The sequence below is a fragment of the Amorphoplanes friuliensis DSM 7358 genome (assembly GCF_000494755.1).
In the GTDB taxonomy this organism is placed as follows: domain Bacteria; phylum Actinomycetota; class Actinomycetes; order Mycobacteriales; family Micromonosporaceae; genus Actinoplanes; species Actinoplanes friuliensis.
Window position 1 is genome coordinate 4,803,283 of the sequence record NC_022657.1, and the last position, 14,959, is coordinate 4,818,241.

A 14,959-nucleotide genomic window follows, 5' to 3' on the forward strand; every position below is an offset into this window, starting at 1 on the left:
CGTTCCTACCCACGGGGCACACCCGGCAATCACGGTCCGCCATCATCACCCGATGACCGCTTTTCATCTTGACTGTGACACCGGCATCGACGACGCGCTCGCTCTGGCGTACCTGCTGGGGCACCCGGGGGTTGATCTCACCGGTATCGGGACCGTGAGCGGCAACACCGCGGCCGGGCAGGCCGCCCGCAACACCCTGGACCTGCTGGCGCTGGCCGGGCGGGACGACGTCCCGGTCGCGACGGGTGCCCACCACCCCCTGGGCGGCGATTTTGCCGGTGGTGCCGGACCGGTGCACGGCAGCAACGGCATCGGCGGTGTGGAGCTGCCGCACACCACGCGGATGCCGGACGACCGCAGCGCGACCGACCTGCTGATCGAGGCGGCGCACCGGCACCCCGGCGAGCTGCGGGTGATCACCACCGGGCCGCTGACCAACCTCGCGCTGGCCCTGCGCCGCGAGCCCGAGCTGGTCACCCTCGTCCACGACGTCACGGCGATGGGCGGCGCGGTCCGGGCACCCGGCAACATCACCGGGAACGCCGAGGCCAACATCGCCAACGACCCGGCGGCGGCCGCCGAGGTCCTCGGCGCGGGCTGGCCGGTGACGCTCGTGCCGCTGGACGTCACCATGCAGCACCGCTTCACGGAGCACGACCGGGCCGCGCTGGCCGGGCACGGCACTCCCCTGACCGCGGCGCTGGCCGCCATGCTGACCAGCTACTTCGACTTCTACGAGACCCGGTTCGGTGAGCGCCAGGTGCCGCTGCACGACCCGCTCGCCGCGGGGATCGCGACCGGAGATCTGGTACCCCTCGACGCGCCGCTGCTCGGACTGCGGATCGAGAGCGACGGTCAGGTGGTCGAGGACACGGCGGCACGGCACCCGACCAAGGTCGTCTTCTCGCTGACCGGTGCGGCGGCGCCCGTCATCCGTACCCTGATCCTCGAGGCGGTGTGACCCAGCTCACGGGAACCTGAGGGCGCGGGCGGACAGGACTGAGTGTGGACCTACCCCTGAGAGCACGGCTACGCGCGGGCGACGCCGACGCTTTCGGCCGGCTCTTCGACGAGCACGCCGCGACGGTGTACCGCCACGCCGTCCGTGTCACCGCCGACCGGGCCGGCGCCGAGGACGTCGTGTCGCTGACCTTCCACGAGGCGTGGCGGCTGCGCGCCCGGCTGCGCCCCGACGGTGACAGCGTGCTGCCCTGGCTGCTCGGCATCGCGACCAACGTGCTGCGCAACACCCGGCGAGCGGCCCGCAGGCACCAGGCCGCCCTCGCCCGGCTGCCGGTGCGGGACAGCGTGCCCGACTTCTCCGACGAGGTCGTGGACCGGCTGCGCGACGCCGAACACCTGAGGGCGGCCGCGGCGGCGCTCGCGCAGTTACGGCGTACCGAGAGGGAGGTTTTCACGCTCTGCGTCTGGACCGGCCTGGACTATGCGGCGGCGGCCGAGGCGCTGGGGGTGCCGGTCGGGACGGTCCGGTCGCGGCTGTCCCGGGCGCGAGCCCGGCTCAGAACCCTCGCGGAAGCCGAACTCCGCCGCCCGCCTCTCAAGGAGAAGATCCGATGACCGACCTGCTGCCGCCCGGCGACCCCGAGCTCTCCCCCGACCGTGCGCGGGTGCTCAAGGAAGCGTTCCTGCAGGAGATCACCCGGCCCGGCGCCGCCCGCCGCCGGATCCCGGTCCTGCTCCCGGTGGCCGCCGCCGCAACGGTCGTGCTGGTCACGCTGGTCGCCGGGGTCGCGCTGCACCAGGGCTCACCGGCCACACCGGCACCCGGTCCGGCACCCGTACGGGTCGCGGCACCGGTCATCGCGCTGCCGCCCGTCCACACCGACCGCGTCACCTCGCGCGCCGACAAGATCGCCACCGGGGTCACCCTGCCGCCGTCACCCACGATCCGGGCCGACCAGTTCGTGTACGTCCGCAGCAAGGTCGGCTTCCAGCAGGTGGTCTTCGGTGGCGGGCCCGCGCCCTCCGACGGGTTCACCTCGGCCTCGGAGGGGGTGGTGACGCAGGCCCTCGAAACCATCCGCATCCGGGAGATGTGGTTGCCGCAGAAGGGCGACCGCGGATTTGTCCAGGACGGCAAGGAGTCGTTCGAGCTCGACCCGATCTCCAACAGCGAGCACTCGGCCATCCCGGCCGACCCGGACCAGCTCCTGCGCAAGATCTACGCCGAGACGAAGGGCCAGGGCCCCGGCCCGGACTACACGGCCTTCGACTGGATCGGCGAGAACATGTACGAGACGATGCTCCCGCCGCAGGTCTACGTCACCCTCTTCCGCGCCGCCGCCCGCATCCCCGGCGTTGTGCTCATCGACGACGCCGTCGACGGCGCCGGCCGCCACGGCGTCGCCGTCGCCTACGAGGACCAGGGCGAACGCCGCGAATGGATCTTCGACCGGCGCACCCTGGTCTACCTGGGGCAGCGCAATTACCTCGTCGAGGACACCCCCATGGGCAAGGCCGGCACCATCACCGGCATCACCGCCGTCCTCCAGCGGGCGGTCGTCGACCGTCAAGGCCAGAGGCCACGGTGACCCTCAGCGCGGGTGCTCGCCCAGCAACTTCGTGGCGAGCACCGCCGCCTGCGTACGCCGTTCCAGGCCCAGCTTCGCGAGCAGGCTCGACACGTAGTTCTTGACCGTCTTCTCGGCGAGGAACATCTTCCCGGCGATCTCCCGGTTGGTGAGCCCCTCGGCGACGTGCTCCAGGATCCGCCGCTCCTGATCGGTCAGCGACGCCAGCTCCCGCGGCTGCTCGACCCCGTGCCGGATCCGCTCGAGCACCCGCTGCGTGACGGCCGGATCGAGCAACGACTGCCCGCCCGCAACCCGCCGCACGGCGTCGACCAGGTCCGTGCCCCGGATCTGCTTGAGCACGTACCCCGACGCCCCGGCCATGATCGCGGCGAAGAGCGCCTCGTCGTCCTCGTACGAGGTCAGGATCAGACCCTTGATCGTCGAATCGACGGCCCGCACGTCCCGGCACACGTCGATGCCGTTCCCGTCCGGCAACCGCGCGTCGAGAACGGCGACATCGGGACGCAGCGCGGGAATCCGCCGGGCGGCCTCCTGCGCCGACCCGGACTCACCGACCACCTCGATGTCACCGGCCGCCTCGAGCAGCCCGGCCAGGCCACGACGCACGACCTCATGGTCGTCGAGCAGAAAAACACGGATCATGCGTCCTTCCTACCGGCGCCGCCCGGGCCCCACCAAGGGCCGAAAGTCCCGTGTCGCGGCGTTGCCCGCACCTGACACGCTCTCTGCATGACCACCAAGGATGTCCTCCTGCTCGTCCTTGGAGCCCTCCTGGGGGCGCTGACCAATTCCGCCTACGAGGCCTTCGTGGGAAAGTCGTCGTTCGGCCTGCGGGCCTCTCTCATCGCTGCGCGACACCAGGCTTCACGACGAACACCTCACGGGCTTCTCCGCCGAGAAGCTCGGATCGCTCCGGCCCCAGGCGGTCGGCTGCTCCTGTGTCACCGTGTTCGACAGCGACGAGGGGCAGTTCCTGGCGATCGCCAATCGTTCCGGTGAGGTGCTCAATGCCCACAATGTCAAGGGCGTCGTGCCGACCCCGACTGGATCCTGACGCTGCCCCCGGTGCGCAAGCTCCTCGACGAGATCGACGGCGGCCGGTTCGAGATCTCGGTGACCGGTCTGTCCATCAGCCCGGGTGACGGCGCACTCAGTTGTTCGTTGCTGGCCCGGTCGTCGTCACCGGCCTTCTTCTCGTGGCTGCGCAGGGAGTTGCGCGCCAACTGGGAGGCTGCGGCGCCGGGTGACGAAGGGGCGCCGATCGAGTTCGTCAGGATCGACGACCAGCTCATCGACGAGTGGGCCGTTCAGGGGCGGCTCGATCCGTCGAGCATCATGGCGATCGATCTGGCGCGGAAGGCGCTGAACCGGCGGGACGACGATCAACGGGAGGACTGATGGCAGGGCTGGAGATCTCCGGCGGCGAGCAGGAGGCGGTGCGCGCGGCGATGTGGGCGACCGTGCCGCGGTTGCTGGCTGAGCAGCACTACGTCGTTCTCGGGACCGCCGACGAGGAGGGCAGGCCGTGGGTCACGCCGGTGTTCTTCGCGGCCGAGGGTGAACATCGGATCCTGTGGGTGTCCGCGGCCGGCAGCCGGCATTCGCGGAACATCGGGGTGCGGGCCGAGGTGGCGTTGACCGTTTTTGATTCGCATGCGCCGATCGGTGGGGCGGAGGCGCTCTATCTGGAGGCGACCGCCTCGCCGGTCGCCGGTCACGCCGATCTCGCCGTGCTCAACGCGCGGCTGCCCGAGCGGCAGCACCTGGGTCCGGAGGATCTCGAACCGGCGGGGACGCTGCTGGTCTACCAGGCCCTGGTCAGCAGGCACTTCGTGCTGATCCGCGGGGGTGACGGCCGGTTCGACAACATCACCGATGCCCGGCTCGAGGTCAGAGGTCCGTCACCTGACGGTGCAGGGTGATGCTGCGGGGCGGCGAGCTGCTGGTGCTTCACGCGGGCGAGTCCGGCACGCCGATAGCATCGGGCGATGGTCGTACCGCACGAGCCGCCGTCGCTGGGGCTGACGCCGCTGTCGCGGGTCCGGCTGGACGAGTTGCTGCAGGAGATGCTCGACCGGGTGGGCGAGGTCGTCACCAGCCGGGAGCGGTTGCGGGCGCTGCTCGATGCGGTGGTCGCCATCGGGACCGACCTGGACCTGCGCAGCACGCTGCAGCGGATAGTCGAGGCGGCCTGCGCGCTGGCCGGGGCCAGGTACGGCGCGCTGGGGGTCATCGGCGCCGACCGGGATCTCTCCGATTTCATCACGCACGGGATCGATCCGGCCGCTCACGCGGCCATCGGGGATCTGCCGCACGGCCGGGGTGTGCTCGGCCTCCTGATCACCGACCCCCATCCGGTACGCATGCCCGACATCACCGAGCACCCCCGCTCGTACGGGTTCCCGGCCCACCATCCGCCGATGCACAGCTTCCTCGGTGTGCCGGTGCGCACCCGCGACCAGATCTTCGGCAACCTGTACCTGTCGGAGAAGCAGGGTGCGGAGCAGTTCACCGACGACGACGAGGAGATCGTGGTCGCCCTCGCGGCCGCCGCCGGTGTGGCCATCGACAACGCGCGGCTCTTCGCGGTCGCCCAGCGGCGGGAACGGTGGCTGTCCGCGGCGGCCGAGATCACCGAGGTGCTGCTGGGGCCGGTACGCCGTACCGAGGCTCTGCGGTTGATCGCCCGCCGGGCGCGGGAGATCGCCGCGGCCGGGCTCGTGCTGGTGCTGCTCGCGGGTGAGGAACCGGCGAGCTACACGATCGAGGTCGCCGACGGGGCCGAGGAGATGGTCGGGAAGGCGCTGTCGGTCGACGTGGACGCGCTGGGCACCGACGGCGTACGGCTGCGGGACGTCGCGGACTGGCCTGGACCCGTACCGGACGGGCCGGTGCTGGCCGCGCCGCTGGCCGGCGCCGATCTGCCGGAGGGTGTGCTGATCGTGGCCGGGCTGACCGGCGGCGGTGAGGACGACGCGGCGCTGCTGGCGAGTTTTGCCGGTCAGGCCGCGCTGGCGCTGGCGCGGGCCCGGGCGCAGGAGCAACGGGAGCTTCTGGTGGTGCTGGAGGACCGGGAGCGCATCGCGCGTGACCTGCACGACGTGGTCATCCAGAGGCTCTTCGCGACGGGCATGCAGCTGCAGGCGGTGGCGCCGCACGCGCTGCGTCCGGAGGCGGCCGCGCGGATCAACGCCGCCGTCGACGATCTGGACGCGACGATCCGCGACATCCGGCGGTCCATCTTCGAGCTGCGTGCGCCCGCCGGGTCGTCGTTGCGGACCGAGCTGCGCGACACGGTCGACGCGGCCGCGGACACGCTCGGGTTCCGGCCGGTGCTCGACGTGTCGGGGCCGGTGGACAGCGCCGTGCCGGACGACGTGGTGCCGGAGGTGCTGGCCGTGCTCCGCGAGGCGCTGTCCAACGCGGCCCGGCACGCGCGGGCCACCGCCGTCCGCGTCTCGGTGCGGGCCGCCGACGGCGAGGTGGTCATCCAGGTGGAGGACGACGGTGTCGGCACCGACCCGGGGGCGGCCCGCGGCGGGCTGGTGAACATGGGCGAGCGCGCCGGTGACCTCGGCGGCAGCCTGACCATCGGCAGCACGCGGGCCGGGCGCGGCACGGTGATCACCTGGCGGGTCCCACTGGGCTCCTGAACGCGGGACCTTCGGCCCTGCCCGGCCCGGCACCCGGCGCGGACGGTGGAGGGGACCCGAGCAGGAGGCTCCCATGATCACTCCGTCCGAGGCCCTCGAGGCGGCCGCCCTCGCGGCGCTGCACGCCCCGTCGGTGTACAACACCCAGCCGTGGCGCTGGCGGATCAGCGGCGACACGATGACGCTGCACGCCGACCACCGGCGTGAACTCGCTGTGGCCGATCCGGACGGGCGGCTGCTCCTGCTCAGCTGCGGCGCGGCCCTGCAGCACGCCCGGACCGCCCTGGCGGCGGCCGGATGGCAGGCCGCCGTCGAGCGGATGCCCGAGCCCGGCGTGCTGGCCCGGCTCACGTTCACCGGTGAGAAACCCGCCGACCCGCGGGCGCAGCGTCTCGCCGCGGCGATCGTGGTGCGGCACACCGACCGGCGGGCGTACGCCGCCCGGCCCGTACCGGAGCCGCTGCTCGACGGTCTGCGGCGGATCGTCGAGGCCGAGGGTGCGTACCTGCACGTCGTCCGGCGTGACCAGGTGCCGCTGCTGGCTGTCGCCGCCGAGGCCGCCGGGAACACCGAGCTGGCCGACCCGGCGTACCGGGAGGAGCTCCGGCAGTGGACCTCACGTCCGGCCGCCGCGGGTGACGGCGTGCCGGCCACCACCGCCGTACGCCAGGAGCTGCGTCGTGTGCCGGTCCGCGACTTCGCGCCCGACGGTGACGCCGGGCTGAGCGCCGGGGACGGGCACGACACCGGCTCCGCGTACGTGGTGGTCTTCGGCTCGGGCGACCGGCCCCTGAACCTGCTGTGCGGCGGCGAGGCGATGTCGGCGCTGCTGCTGGCGGCAACCGCCGACGGTCTCGCGACCGCACCCCTCAGCGACACGATCGAGGTCGCGTGGTCACGGCAGCTGATGCGCGATCTGCTGTCCGGCGTCGGTGAGCCGTACCTGGCCGTCCGTCTCGGGTATCCCGCAGACGACGCCGAGCCGGGCACCGCACCCCGCCGCGCACCGGCCGACGTCATCGAGTTCGGCGACTGATGTCCGGGTACACCGGTGACGACCTGCGCCGGGCCGCCACCGCCGCGATCCGGGCGCCGTCGCTGCACAACAGCCAGCCGTGGTGCTTCCGGCTGCGGGACGGGACGATCGAGGTGCTCGCCGACCGGACCCGCCGGCCGGCCGTCGCCGACACCACCGGGTGGGCGCTGCGGCTCGCTTGTGGAGCCGCGACGTTCAACGCGCGGCTGGCGCTGGCCGCGGCGGGTACACCCGCGGACGTGCTGCTGCGTCCGTACGGGGAGCTGATCGCGACCCTGACCCCGGCGCGGCGCAGGCCGCCGACCTACACCGAGCGGGACCTGGCCGCGGTGATCCCGCGGCGGCACAGCAACCGCAGGCCCTTCCGCCCGGATCCGGTGCCTTCCGAGACCCGGGTACGCCTGATCGAAGCGGCCCGAGCCGAGGGTGCCCGCCTCGAACTGCTGGTCGGGACGACGGCGCTGGCCGGCTTCGGTGAGATCGCCCGCAGCGCCGACCGGGTGCTGCGCCGCGACCCCGCCTACCAGGCGGAACAGGTCACCTGGACCCACGCCGACCTGGCGCCGGACGGTGTGCCGGTCAGCGCCGGTGGGCCGCCCGCCGAACCCCAGGATCTGCTCCCCCAGCGCCCCTACGGCGAGCGCCGGCGTGCACCCGGCCGCGACTTCGAGCCCGAGCCGCTGGTCGCGGTGCTGGCCACGGCGGCGGACCGGCCGTTCGACCAGGTCCTCGCGGGTCAGGCGATGCAGGCCGTCCTGCTCACGGCCACGGACGCCGGGCTGGCGACCTCGTTGATCTCCCAGCCGATCGAGGTCCCCGCGGCACGGGACCACCTTCGCCGCTCCCTGCTCCGGTCCGGCATCCCGCAGATCGCGGTCCGCATCGGGTACGGCGACCCCGGGCGGCCGTCCCCCCGCCGCACCGTGGACGACGTGCTGCTCTGAAGCACTCCACCCGGGCCGAAAGTCCCGGGTGGAGTGGTCCCACGACTCTGCTGCGGACCCGGCCCCGGGGCGCTGAATAGAGGTGCAGGAAGACATCAGGAAGGACGTGGACGACATGACCGCCGCCACCCACCACAACGGCACCGCCACCCACCGCACGGCCGTGAGCCCCCCGACCGCAGCACCGGTCACCGTTCCCGCGACGACGACCGCAGGTCGCTACGTTCTCGGTGGGCTCCGGCTGGCCCTGGGCTGGATCTTCCTCTGGGCGTTCCTCGACAAGCTCTTCGGCCTGGGCCACTCGACCCCCGCGGCCAACGCCTGGATCGACGGCGGCAGCCCGACCGCCGGCTTCCTCGGCAAGGCGGTGAGCGGCCCGTTCACCGGCTTCTACCACGGCATCGCCGGCGCGGCCTGGGCCGACTGGCTCTTCATGCTCGGTCTCGCCGGGATCGGCCTCGCCCTGATCGCCGGGGTCGCCCTGCGCATCGCCGGAGCCGCGGGTGCGCTGCTCATGGTCATGATGTGGACCGCCGTGCTGCCCCCGGAAACCAACCCCTTCCTCGACGACCACCTGATCTACGCCGGGGTCCTGGTCCTCTTCGCCCTGACCGCGGCCGGCGAGACCCTCGGGCTCGGCAAGCTCTGGAACCGCCTGCCGATCGTCCGCCGCCTCCCCTGGCTCCGCTGATCCTCTCCCCGTACGCCAGGCGGCACCCCTCACCGGGTGCCGCCCTTCGTCGTTCAGGCGGGCGGCGCCTCCGAGGTGCCCGTGAGCAGACCCCGGCCGAGCGTGTGCGGGATCATCAGAATCTGGACCAGCGCCAGGCTCGCACCCTCGGGGACGTCGAGGACGGCCACGTCCAGGGCGGTCGCGCAGAAGATCATGCGGTGGGTGCCCGTGCCGGGCGGCGGGTTCGCACCCGACCAGCCCGCCACACCCAGCGAGTTCGTCAGCGGTGTCGTGTGCTCCCCATGAACCGGCTGGACGTCTTTCACCGCCCAGTGCCAGAGCCCGCCGGGGATCGGCGCGTCCGCGTCGAACGCGGTGAGGACCAGGCTGCGGGTCCCGGCCGGCAGTCCGTTCCAGTACAGAACGGGTGGCCGGTTGCCGCCGCTCGCCAGGGCGGTCGCGGGCAGCGGGCCGCCGTCGGTGAAGTCGGGGCTGCTCAGCCGGAACGCAGCCGCGGGGAACGCCAGGGCGTAGGGGTCGTACACGTGAGCCTCCTCGAGAGATGTACAGCAGTGCTGTAGAAACGAACTGTACAGCCATGCTGTAGATTTGCTCCTATGAGCGACAGCACAGCCGAGCTCGCCGAGGAGCTGAGGGCCGCCGTCGGCGACTTCGTCCGGCGGATCCGCGTGCACGACGGGATGCCACCGGGCCAGGCCGCGGTCCTCGGGCGGCTCTCCCGCGGCGGGCCGTTGCCCATCGCGGAGTTGGCGCGCGGCGAGCAGGTGAAGCACCAGTCGATGACACGTACCGTGAATCTGCTGCGCGACCAGGGCCTGGTCTCGACGACGCCGGGCGAGACCGACCGCCGCCAGGTGGTCGTGACCCTGACCGGCGCGGGAGCAGACGCCCTCGACGGCGAACGGCACCGGCGGGCCGTCGGCATCGACCGGGCGTTGCGCGAGGACCTGACCGCCGAGGAACGCGAACTCGTCCGGCTCATCCCCGGCATCCTGCGCAAACTCGCCCGCTGACCACCGGTCTTGCGCCACCGGCCGGGGCGGGCCAGGCTCGGTGCTCGTGGAGAGACCAGAGGACTTGCTCGGCGAGCGGTACCGGCTCGTCGCGCCCGCCGGGTCGCGCGGCCTGTCCCGCGTGTGGGACGGCTACGACGAGGTCCTGCGGTGTCCGGTCACCGCGCACCTCGTGGAGGCGCCGGCGGCCGGGGACGATCCGCGGTCGTTCGCCCTCGATCTGCGCCAGGAGGTGACCGCCGCCGCCGGCCTGCGGCACCCCGGGATGATCGCGGTACGGGATCTCGGGCGTACCGGTGAAGGGCATTTTGTGGTCTGCGAATGGGTGGACGCGGCGCCGGCCGGGCGGCTGTCGTGGGGTGACGTCACGCAGGTCGCGCAGGTTGTCCTGGCCGCGCACCGTGCGGGGATCGTCCACGGTGGCATCGGCGCGGAGACCGTGCTCCGCGACCGGGCCGGCGCGGTGCGGGTGGCCGATTTCGGGATCGCGACGATGGCGGGCCGCCGGCCGTGGCCCCTCGATGTTCCCGTGCCACCGTTCATCTCGCCCGACCGGCTGCGCGGCGCGCCCGGACCGCAGGTCGACGTGTCCGCGATCCTCGAGCTGATGCGACCCCTGACGGCAGGCACACCGGAGGAGCTCGTCGGGCGGCGACCGACCAGTAATGATCTTGTGGAGTGGCTCGTGGGACGATGAGACGTGTCGATCGCCGAGTTCAGCCAGACGTTCACCGTGCCCGCGCCCGCCGCGAAGGTCTTCGCCCACCTGGCCGAACCGGAGAGCTACATCGGCCTGTCACCGCTGGTCGTCGCCGTCCGAGACGTCCGGCGCGAGGCGGGCCAGGTCTCGTACGTGTCGGTGGAACGATTCACCCTGGGACCGTTCAAGTACGACAACCTCATCAAGGTCACGATGACGTTCCCCGAGCCGGACCGGCGCATCGTCAGCGACGTCCGCAGCCCCGGTGCGGTGCACCTGGTGGCCACCGTGGACCTGGTCCCGGCCGGTGACGGCACCACGGTCACCGAGACCGTCCACGTCACGTTCCCGTTCCTGCTGCGCCCGCTGGTCGTCGGGCAGGCCCGGAAGGTGGCCCGGGCCCGGGCCGCCGAACTCACCCGCCGGATGTCCGCCGCCTGAGCGCCAGGGGCGCGCACGGCTACCTCACCGGGCGGCCTTGAGGAATGTGATGAGGGCGTTGCGGTACGGCGTGACGGTGGTCAGGTCGACGTACTCGTCCGGCCCGTGCTGGCCGTCCCCGCCCGGCCCGAAGATCACAGCGTTGATGCCGCGGGCGTAGTAGAACCGGCCGTCGGCGGCGCCGTGCTTGCGCAGCAGGTCGCCGGAGAAGCCCTGTGCCCGGGCCGCCGCCTGGAGCCGGACCACATCGGGGTGAGAGGGGTCGGCGTGGTGGGGCGGGCCGAGGCCGTCCAGCTCGACCGTCAGCCCGGTGAGCGAATGCAGGTAGGCGACGATCTCGTGCCGGGTCCGCCCGGTGAAGTCGGTGTCCTGCGGCGGGAAGCGGATGTCGAGCCAGGCGGTGGCGTCGGCGGGGATCTGGTTGACCGCCCGGTTGGACGTCTCGATGCGGGCCACGGAGACCGTCGTGGTCCACTGCTCGCTCGCCGGCACCGGATAGCGTCGCAGCAGCGCGCCGATCGCCGCGTGCAGCTTGAGCAGGGCGTTCTCGCCCAGCCAGGGGTAGGCGGCGTGGGCGGCCGTGCCGGTGGCGTGCAGGCGTACCTGGCAGAGGCCCTTGGAGTCGGTGACGACCCGCAGGTTGCTCTGCTCGCCGATGACCACGAACTCCGCGCGCACCCCGGCCTCGAGCTGGTGTGCGGTCCCGTCGTAACCTCCGACCTCCTCGTCGGTGACCAACTGCAGACCCAGGGGGTACGGGAGGGTCGGCGCCAGCGTCCGGAAGACGTCCGCGAGGACCAGAGCCGCCATCTTCATGTCCTGGGCGCCGCGGCCGTGGAGCCGGTTGCCGTCACGGGTCACGGCGTACGTGTCGGCGGGCACGACGTCCAGGTGGGCGTTGAGCAGGATGCGGAAGACCGGGCGGGGACCGGGCGTCCGCACCAGCGCGCTGGGCTTGCCGCCCGAGCTGAAGCGTTCCACCTCGAAGCCGGGCCCGACCACGTCGAGCACCAGGTCGAGCGCCCGATGCAACTCGGCAGGGCGGTCCGCAGTGGACGGTACGGCGATCAGCTCGGCGGCCTTGGCGAGCAGGTCCATGCGCCGACCCTACGCGGCGACGGCCTCCACCGCGTGGCCCAGCGCCGCCCGCAACGCCTCCGTGACAGTGGCGGCCAGTACGGGGTCGGCGCCCTGACGGGCCCGCAGTCCGAGCGCTGCCGGCGCCACGGCGGGCAGGTCGTGCCGGACCGTCAGCCCGTCCGGCGGGCTGCCCGCGTCGGCCAGCAGCGCCACCCCGATCCCCGCGCGGACGGCGTTCATCACGCCGGCGACGTACCCGGTGTCGCAGACGACGTACGGCCGCAGCTCCCGCGCCGCCAGCGCCTCGATCGCCCGGCGGCGCAGCAGGCACGGCTCCTCGATCGCGACGACGGGCCAGGGGTCCCCGTCCGCGGGTTGCCGCCAGCCGGGGGCGGCGTACCAGGTCAGCGGGAGTGAGCCGACCGGCTCGGCGCGGGCACCCGACACCTCGGCCATGGACACGGCCAGGTCGAGGGCACCCCGGTCGATCCCCTCGTCGAGGCGTACCGTGCGGTCGATCCGGAAGCGGACCTCGTGGCCCGGGTGGGAGGCGGCCAGGACGGCCGTGACCACGGGCAGGATCAGGTCGGCGGCGTGTTCGGTGGTGCCGATGGTGATGGTGGTGGACCCGGCGCCGATCAGGCGCCGCACGGCGTTGTCGTGCGCGGCGAGGATGCACCGGGCGTCGGCGATGAGCGCCTGACCGTCCGGGGTGAACACCGTGCGGCGGCCCTGCCGTTCGACCAGCGGGCGGCCGATCGCCTTCTCCAGGCGGCGCACGTGCTGGCTGACCGCGGGCTGACTCACCCGCAGCACCTCGGCGGCGCGGTGGAAGCCTCCGCAGTCCGCCACGGCGAGCAGGCTACGCAGTGCCACGATGTCCAGTACGGGTCCCATGCCGGGGACCGTAGCAACCAATTGATAAGTAACACTTCTCGCCTGCGATCGCGGATCGTTGTTGGACAGGCACCCACCGCGTCCGCCATTCTTGGCCCATGCCCGCAGCGATCACCCCCCGCCTCACGCGGCGACGGGTCGTCGACTTCGGCCGCACCCGGTCGTCGCGCTGTCCGCACGCCTGACGCTCCCGCGCTCACCCTCCTGCCCTGCACCCCGCTCGCATCGACGCGCGCCGGGTCGCTGACGCACACCCCTGACAGCGAGGTACCTCCATGACCGAGCCATCGTTCGACGAGCCCGAGGGCATCAACCCCCGCGGCACCGTCATCGTCGCCGCCGGGCGCGGCGAGACCGGGCAGGCGTACGCGCGCCTCGGCCGCCGTCTCGCCGCTGACGGCTATCGCGTCCGGGTACTGCCGGACGTCACCACCGATCTCACGGCGAGCCTGGCCCACGCCGAGAAGGTGCTGGTCGACGACGCCCTGCCGGGCCCGAAGGTGATCGCGGGCTCGGACACCGGCGCGCTGTTCGCCCTGGCCCTCGCGGGTCGTCACGTTCCCGGCCTCGACGCCGTGATCCTCGCCGGCATCCCGGTGCCGGTCGCCACAGGGGGCAGTGTCGACCTGATCGGCTGGGAGGCCGAGGTGGAGGCGCGGACAGCCTGCCCGAACCACCAGCGACTGCTGGGAGACGGAGGAGCCCGCCCCGGCGCTCTTTTTTCGGCGCCAATTCCTACTGAATTGATCGAACTTGCAGGTGATGGGTCCGGTGGACTGCCGGCGCTCGGGCTGCACGGCAGCGCCGACCTGGTCAGCCCCCTCGGTCAGGCCCGCGACCTCTACCCCAGCGGTGGCAGCGCCCGGCTCGTGGCCATCGAGGGCGGACGGCACGACGTCCTCAACGATGTCACCCACCGCACGGTGGCCGCGCTGATCGTGCTGTTCCTCGAACGGCTGCGGCTCGGCACCGACCTGCCGCTGATCGCCCGGCCCGCCGCATGACGCGCCTGGTGATCGTGGGCGCGGGAGCCGTCGGTGCCTCGGTGGCGGCGGAACTGCACCTCGCGGGGGGCGACACGGTCCTGATCGCCCGCGGCGCGCAGCTGGCGGCTCTGCGCGAGCACGGCCTGCGCTACGTGCGGCCCGGCGGTACGGCCACTGTGTCCGTACCGGTGGTGGGTGGGCCCGAAGAAGTTGATCTGCGGGACGGCGACGTGCTGGTGCTGGCGACCAAGAGCCAGGACACCGAGGCGGCACTGCGGCAATGGGCGTGGCAGCCGGTGAAACGTGCGGACGGCAGCAGTGGCGTCGCGGCGACCGATCTGCCCGTGCTGGTGCTGCAGAACGGTCTGGCCAACGAGCGGGCGGCGCTGCGGCACTTCGGGCAGGTGCTGGGAGCGGTCATCTGGATCCCGGCCGGTCATCTGACGCCGGGTGAGGTCGTCTCGGCCGGTGAGCCCGTGCCCGCCCTGGTCTGGCTCGGCGAATATCCCAGCGGTGCCGGTGGCCACGCCGGAGCCGTCGCCGCCGAGCTGACCAGGGCCGGTCTGAGGGTGGAGGTCGTCGACGACATCGCGCGCTGGAAGGCCGGCAAGCTCCTCGGCAACCTGGTCAACGGTCTCGACGCGCTCTACCGGGCGAGCCCGCTGCGTGAGCGTGCCGTGGCGGCCCTGCGGGCCGAGGCCGAGGCGGTGTTCGCGGCGAGCGGCATCGACCCGATCAGCCCGGCCGCGGACGGCTTCCGCAGCGTGGCCATCCCCGGTCACGACCGCGGCGGCAACTCCACCCGGCAGAGCCTGGCCCGCGGCGCCACCCCGGAAATCGACTACCTGAACGGCGAGATCGTGCTGCTGGGCCGGCTCGCCGGGGTCGGCGCACCGCTGAACGCGGCCGTGCAGGCCCGGGTGCACCGGGCGGCCGCCGAGGGGACCGCCGCCGGCTCGC

The 14,959-nt window shown here is 72.8% G+C and carries 17 protein-coding genes and 1 pseudogene; 14 read left to right on the plus strand and 4 right to left on the minus strand.

Annotation, left to right across the window (positions count from 1 at the left end; translation table 11 throughout):
• Nucleotides 1–52: 52 nt before the first annotated feature.
• From AFR_RS22315 to AFR_RS43795, 3 genes are read left to right on the plus strand one after another with little or no spacing between them, the layout of a single operon-like run.
• Entirely contained in the window at nt 53–961 is a 909-nt protein-coding gene (locus AFR_RS22315; protein ID WP_023363073.1) for a nucleoside hydrolase, read from the plus strand.
• A 44-nt stretch (nt 962–1,005) separates the two neighbouring features.
• Nucleotides 1,006–1,578 carry an RNA polymerase sigma factor gene (locus AFR_RS22320; protein WP_023363074.1) on the plus strand — a complete coding sequence of 191 codons (573 nt, stop codon included), beginning with the start codon at nt 1,006–1,008 and terminating at the stop codon, nt 1,576–1,578.
• Nucleotides 1,575–2,552, plus strand: coding sequence for a CU044_5270 family protein (locus tag AFR_RS43795; RefSeq protein WP_023363075.1), 978 nt, complete (start codon nt 1,575–1,577; stop codon nt 2,550–2,552). The genes AFR_RS22320 and AFR_RS43795 overlap by 4 nt, the downstream gene beginning before the upstream one ends.
• 3 nt (nt 2,553–2,555) lie before the next feature.
• Here AFR_RS43795 and AFR_RS22330 read toward each other — a convergent pair whose 3' ends face one another.
• Complete coding sequence (locus tag AFR_RS22330) at nt 2,556–3,197, minus strand: response regulator (protein ID WP_023363076.1); 642 nt, start codon at nt 3,195–3,197, stop codon at nt 2,556–2,558.
• A gap of 423 nt (nt 3,198–3,620) precedes the next feature.
• Between AFR_RS22330 and AFR_RS22335 the strand changes: the two genes are divergently transcribed.
• The 6 genes from AFR_RS22335 (at nt 3,621) to AFR_RS22360 (ending at nt 8,879) form a co-directional block, all read left to right on the plus strand.
• Nucleotides 3,621–3,953 (plus strand): hypothetical protein, encoded by a 333-nt coding sequence (locus AFR_RS22335; protein WP_023363077.1) that lies wholly within the window; start codon nt 3,621–3,623, stop codon nt 3,951–3,953.
• Nucleotides 3,953–4,477 carry a pyridoxamine 5'-phosphate oxidase family protein gene (locus AFR_RS43800; protein WP_023363078.1) on the plus strand — a complete coding sequence of 175 codons (525 nt, stop codon included), beginning with the start codon at nt 3,953–3,955 and terminating at the stop codon, nt 4,475–4,477. Before AFR_RS22335 ends, AFR_RS43800 begins: the two co-directional genes overlap by 1 nt.
• A 66-nt stretch (nt 4,478–4,543) precedes the next feature.
• Nucleotides 4,544–6,208 carry a GAF domain-containing sensor histidine kinase gene (locus tag AFR_RS22345; RefSeq protein WP_023363079.1) on the plus strand — a complete coding sequence of 555 codons (1,665 nt, stop codon included), beginning with the start codon at nt 4,544–4,546 and terminating at the stop codon, nt 6,206–6,208.
• Nucleotides 6,209–6,281: 73 nt separating this feature from the next.
• The gene (locus AFR_RS22350) at nt 6,282–7,244 is read left to right on the plus strand and encodes an Acg family FMN-binding oxidoreductase (protein WP_023363080.1); all 963 of its coding nucleotides are present in this window, start codon (nt 6,282–6,284) and stop codon (nt 7,242–7,244) included.
• Nucleotides 7,244–8,188 (plus strand): Acg family FMN-binding oxidoreductase, encoded by a 945-nt coding sequence (locus AFR_RS22355; RefSeq protein ID WP_023363081.1) that lies wholly within the window; start codon nt 7,244–7,246, stop codon nt 8,186–8,188. Before AFR_RS22350 ends, AFR_RS22355 begins: the two co-directional genes overlap by 1 nt.
• A 106-nt stretch (nt 8,189–8,294) precedes the next feature.
• On the plus strand, nt 8,295–8,879 hold the full coding sequence (locus tag AFR_RS22360) for a DoxX family protein (RefSeq protein WP_023363082.1): 585 nt from the start codon (nt 8,295–8,297) through the stop codon (nt 8,877–8,879).
• Between the two features lie 53 nt (nt 8,880–8,932).
• Here the strand turns inward: AFR_RS22360 and AFR_RS22365 are convergent, their stop codons facing one another.
• Nucleotides 8,933–9,406 carry a YbhB/YbcL family Raf kinase inhibitor-like protein gene (locus AFR_RS22365; RefSeq protein ID WP_023363083.1) on the minus strand — a complete coding sequence of 158 codons (474 nt, stop codon included), beginning with the start codon at nt 9,404–9,406 and terminating at the stop codon, nt 8,933–8,935.
• Between the two features lie 72 nt (nt 9,407–9,478).
• On the opposite strand from AFR_RS22365, the gene AFR_RS22370 reads away from it, so the two are divergent.
• From AFR_RS22370 to AFR_RS22380, 3 genes are read left to right on the plus strand one after another with little or no spacing between them, the layout of a single operon-like run.
• Nucleotides 9,479–9,895, plus strand: a complete 417-nt coding sequence (locus AFR_RS22370; protein ID WP_023363084.1) for a MarR family winged helix-turn-helix transcriptional regulator — start codon at nt 9,479–9,481, stop codon at nt 9,893–9,895.
• A gap of 46 nt (nt 9,896–9,941) precedes the next feature.
• Nucleotides 9,942–10,592 (plus strand): protein kinase family protein, encoded by a 651-nt coding sequence (locus tag AFR_RS22375; protein WP_148308029.1) that lies wholly within the window; start codon nt 9,942–9,944, stop codon nt 10,590–10,592.
• A gap of 3 nt (nt 10,593–10,595) precedes the next feature.
• Nucleotides 10,596–11,036: an SRPBCC family protein gene (locus tag AFR_RS22380; RefSeq protein ID WP_023363086.1), complete on the plus strand. Its 441-nt coding sequence runs from the start codon at nt 10,596–10,598 to the stop codon at nt 11,034–11,036.
• Between the two features lie 24 nt (nt 11,037–11,060).
• Here the strand turns inward: AFR_RS22380 and AFR_RS22385 are convergent, their stop codons facing one another.
• Nucleotides 11,061–12,134: a M20 family metallopeptidase gene (locus tag AFR_RS22385; protein ID WP_023363087.1), complete on the minus strand. Its 1,074-nt coding sequence runs from the start codon at nt 12,132–12,134 to the stop codon at nt 11,061–11,063.
• Between the two features lie 9 nt (nt 12,135–12,143).
• Nucleotides 12,144–13,013: a LysR family transcriptional regulator gene (locus AFR_RS22390; protein ID WP_023363088.1), complete on the minus strand. Its 870-nt coding sequence runs from the start codon at nt 13,011–13,013 to the stop codon at nt 12,144–12,146.
• A gap of 275 nt (nt 13,014–13,288) precedes the next feature.
• On the opposite strand from AFR_RS22390, the gene AFR_RS22395 reads away from it, so the two are divergent.
• Together AFR_RS22395 and AFR_RS48810 are read left to right on the plus strand one after the other, a co-directional pair.
• The gene (locus tag AFR_RS22395) at nt 13,289–14,017 is read left to right on the plus strand and encodes an alpha/beta hydrolase (protein WP_023363089.1); all 729 of its coding nucleotides are present in this window, start codon (nt 13,289–13,291) and stop codon (nt 14,015–14,017) included.
• Nucleotides 14,014–14,913, plus strand: a pseudogene (locus tag AFR_RS48810) (ketopantoate reductase family protein); the annotation flags it as partial. The gene AFR_RS22395 and the pseudogene AFR_RS48810, both read left to right, overlap by 4 nt.
• Nucleotides 14,914–14,959 lie beyond the last annotated feature (46 nt).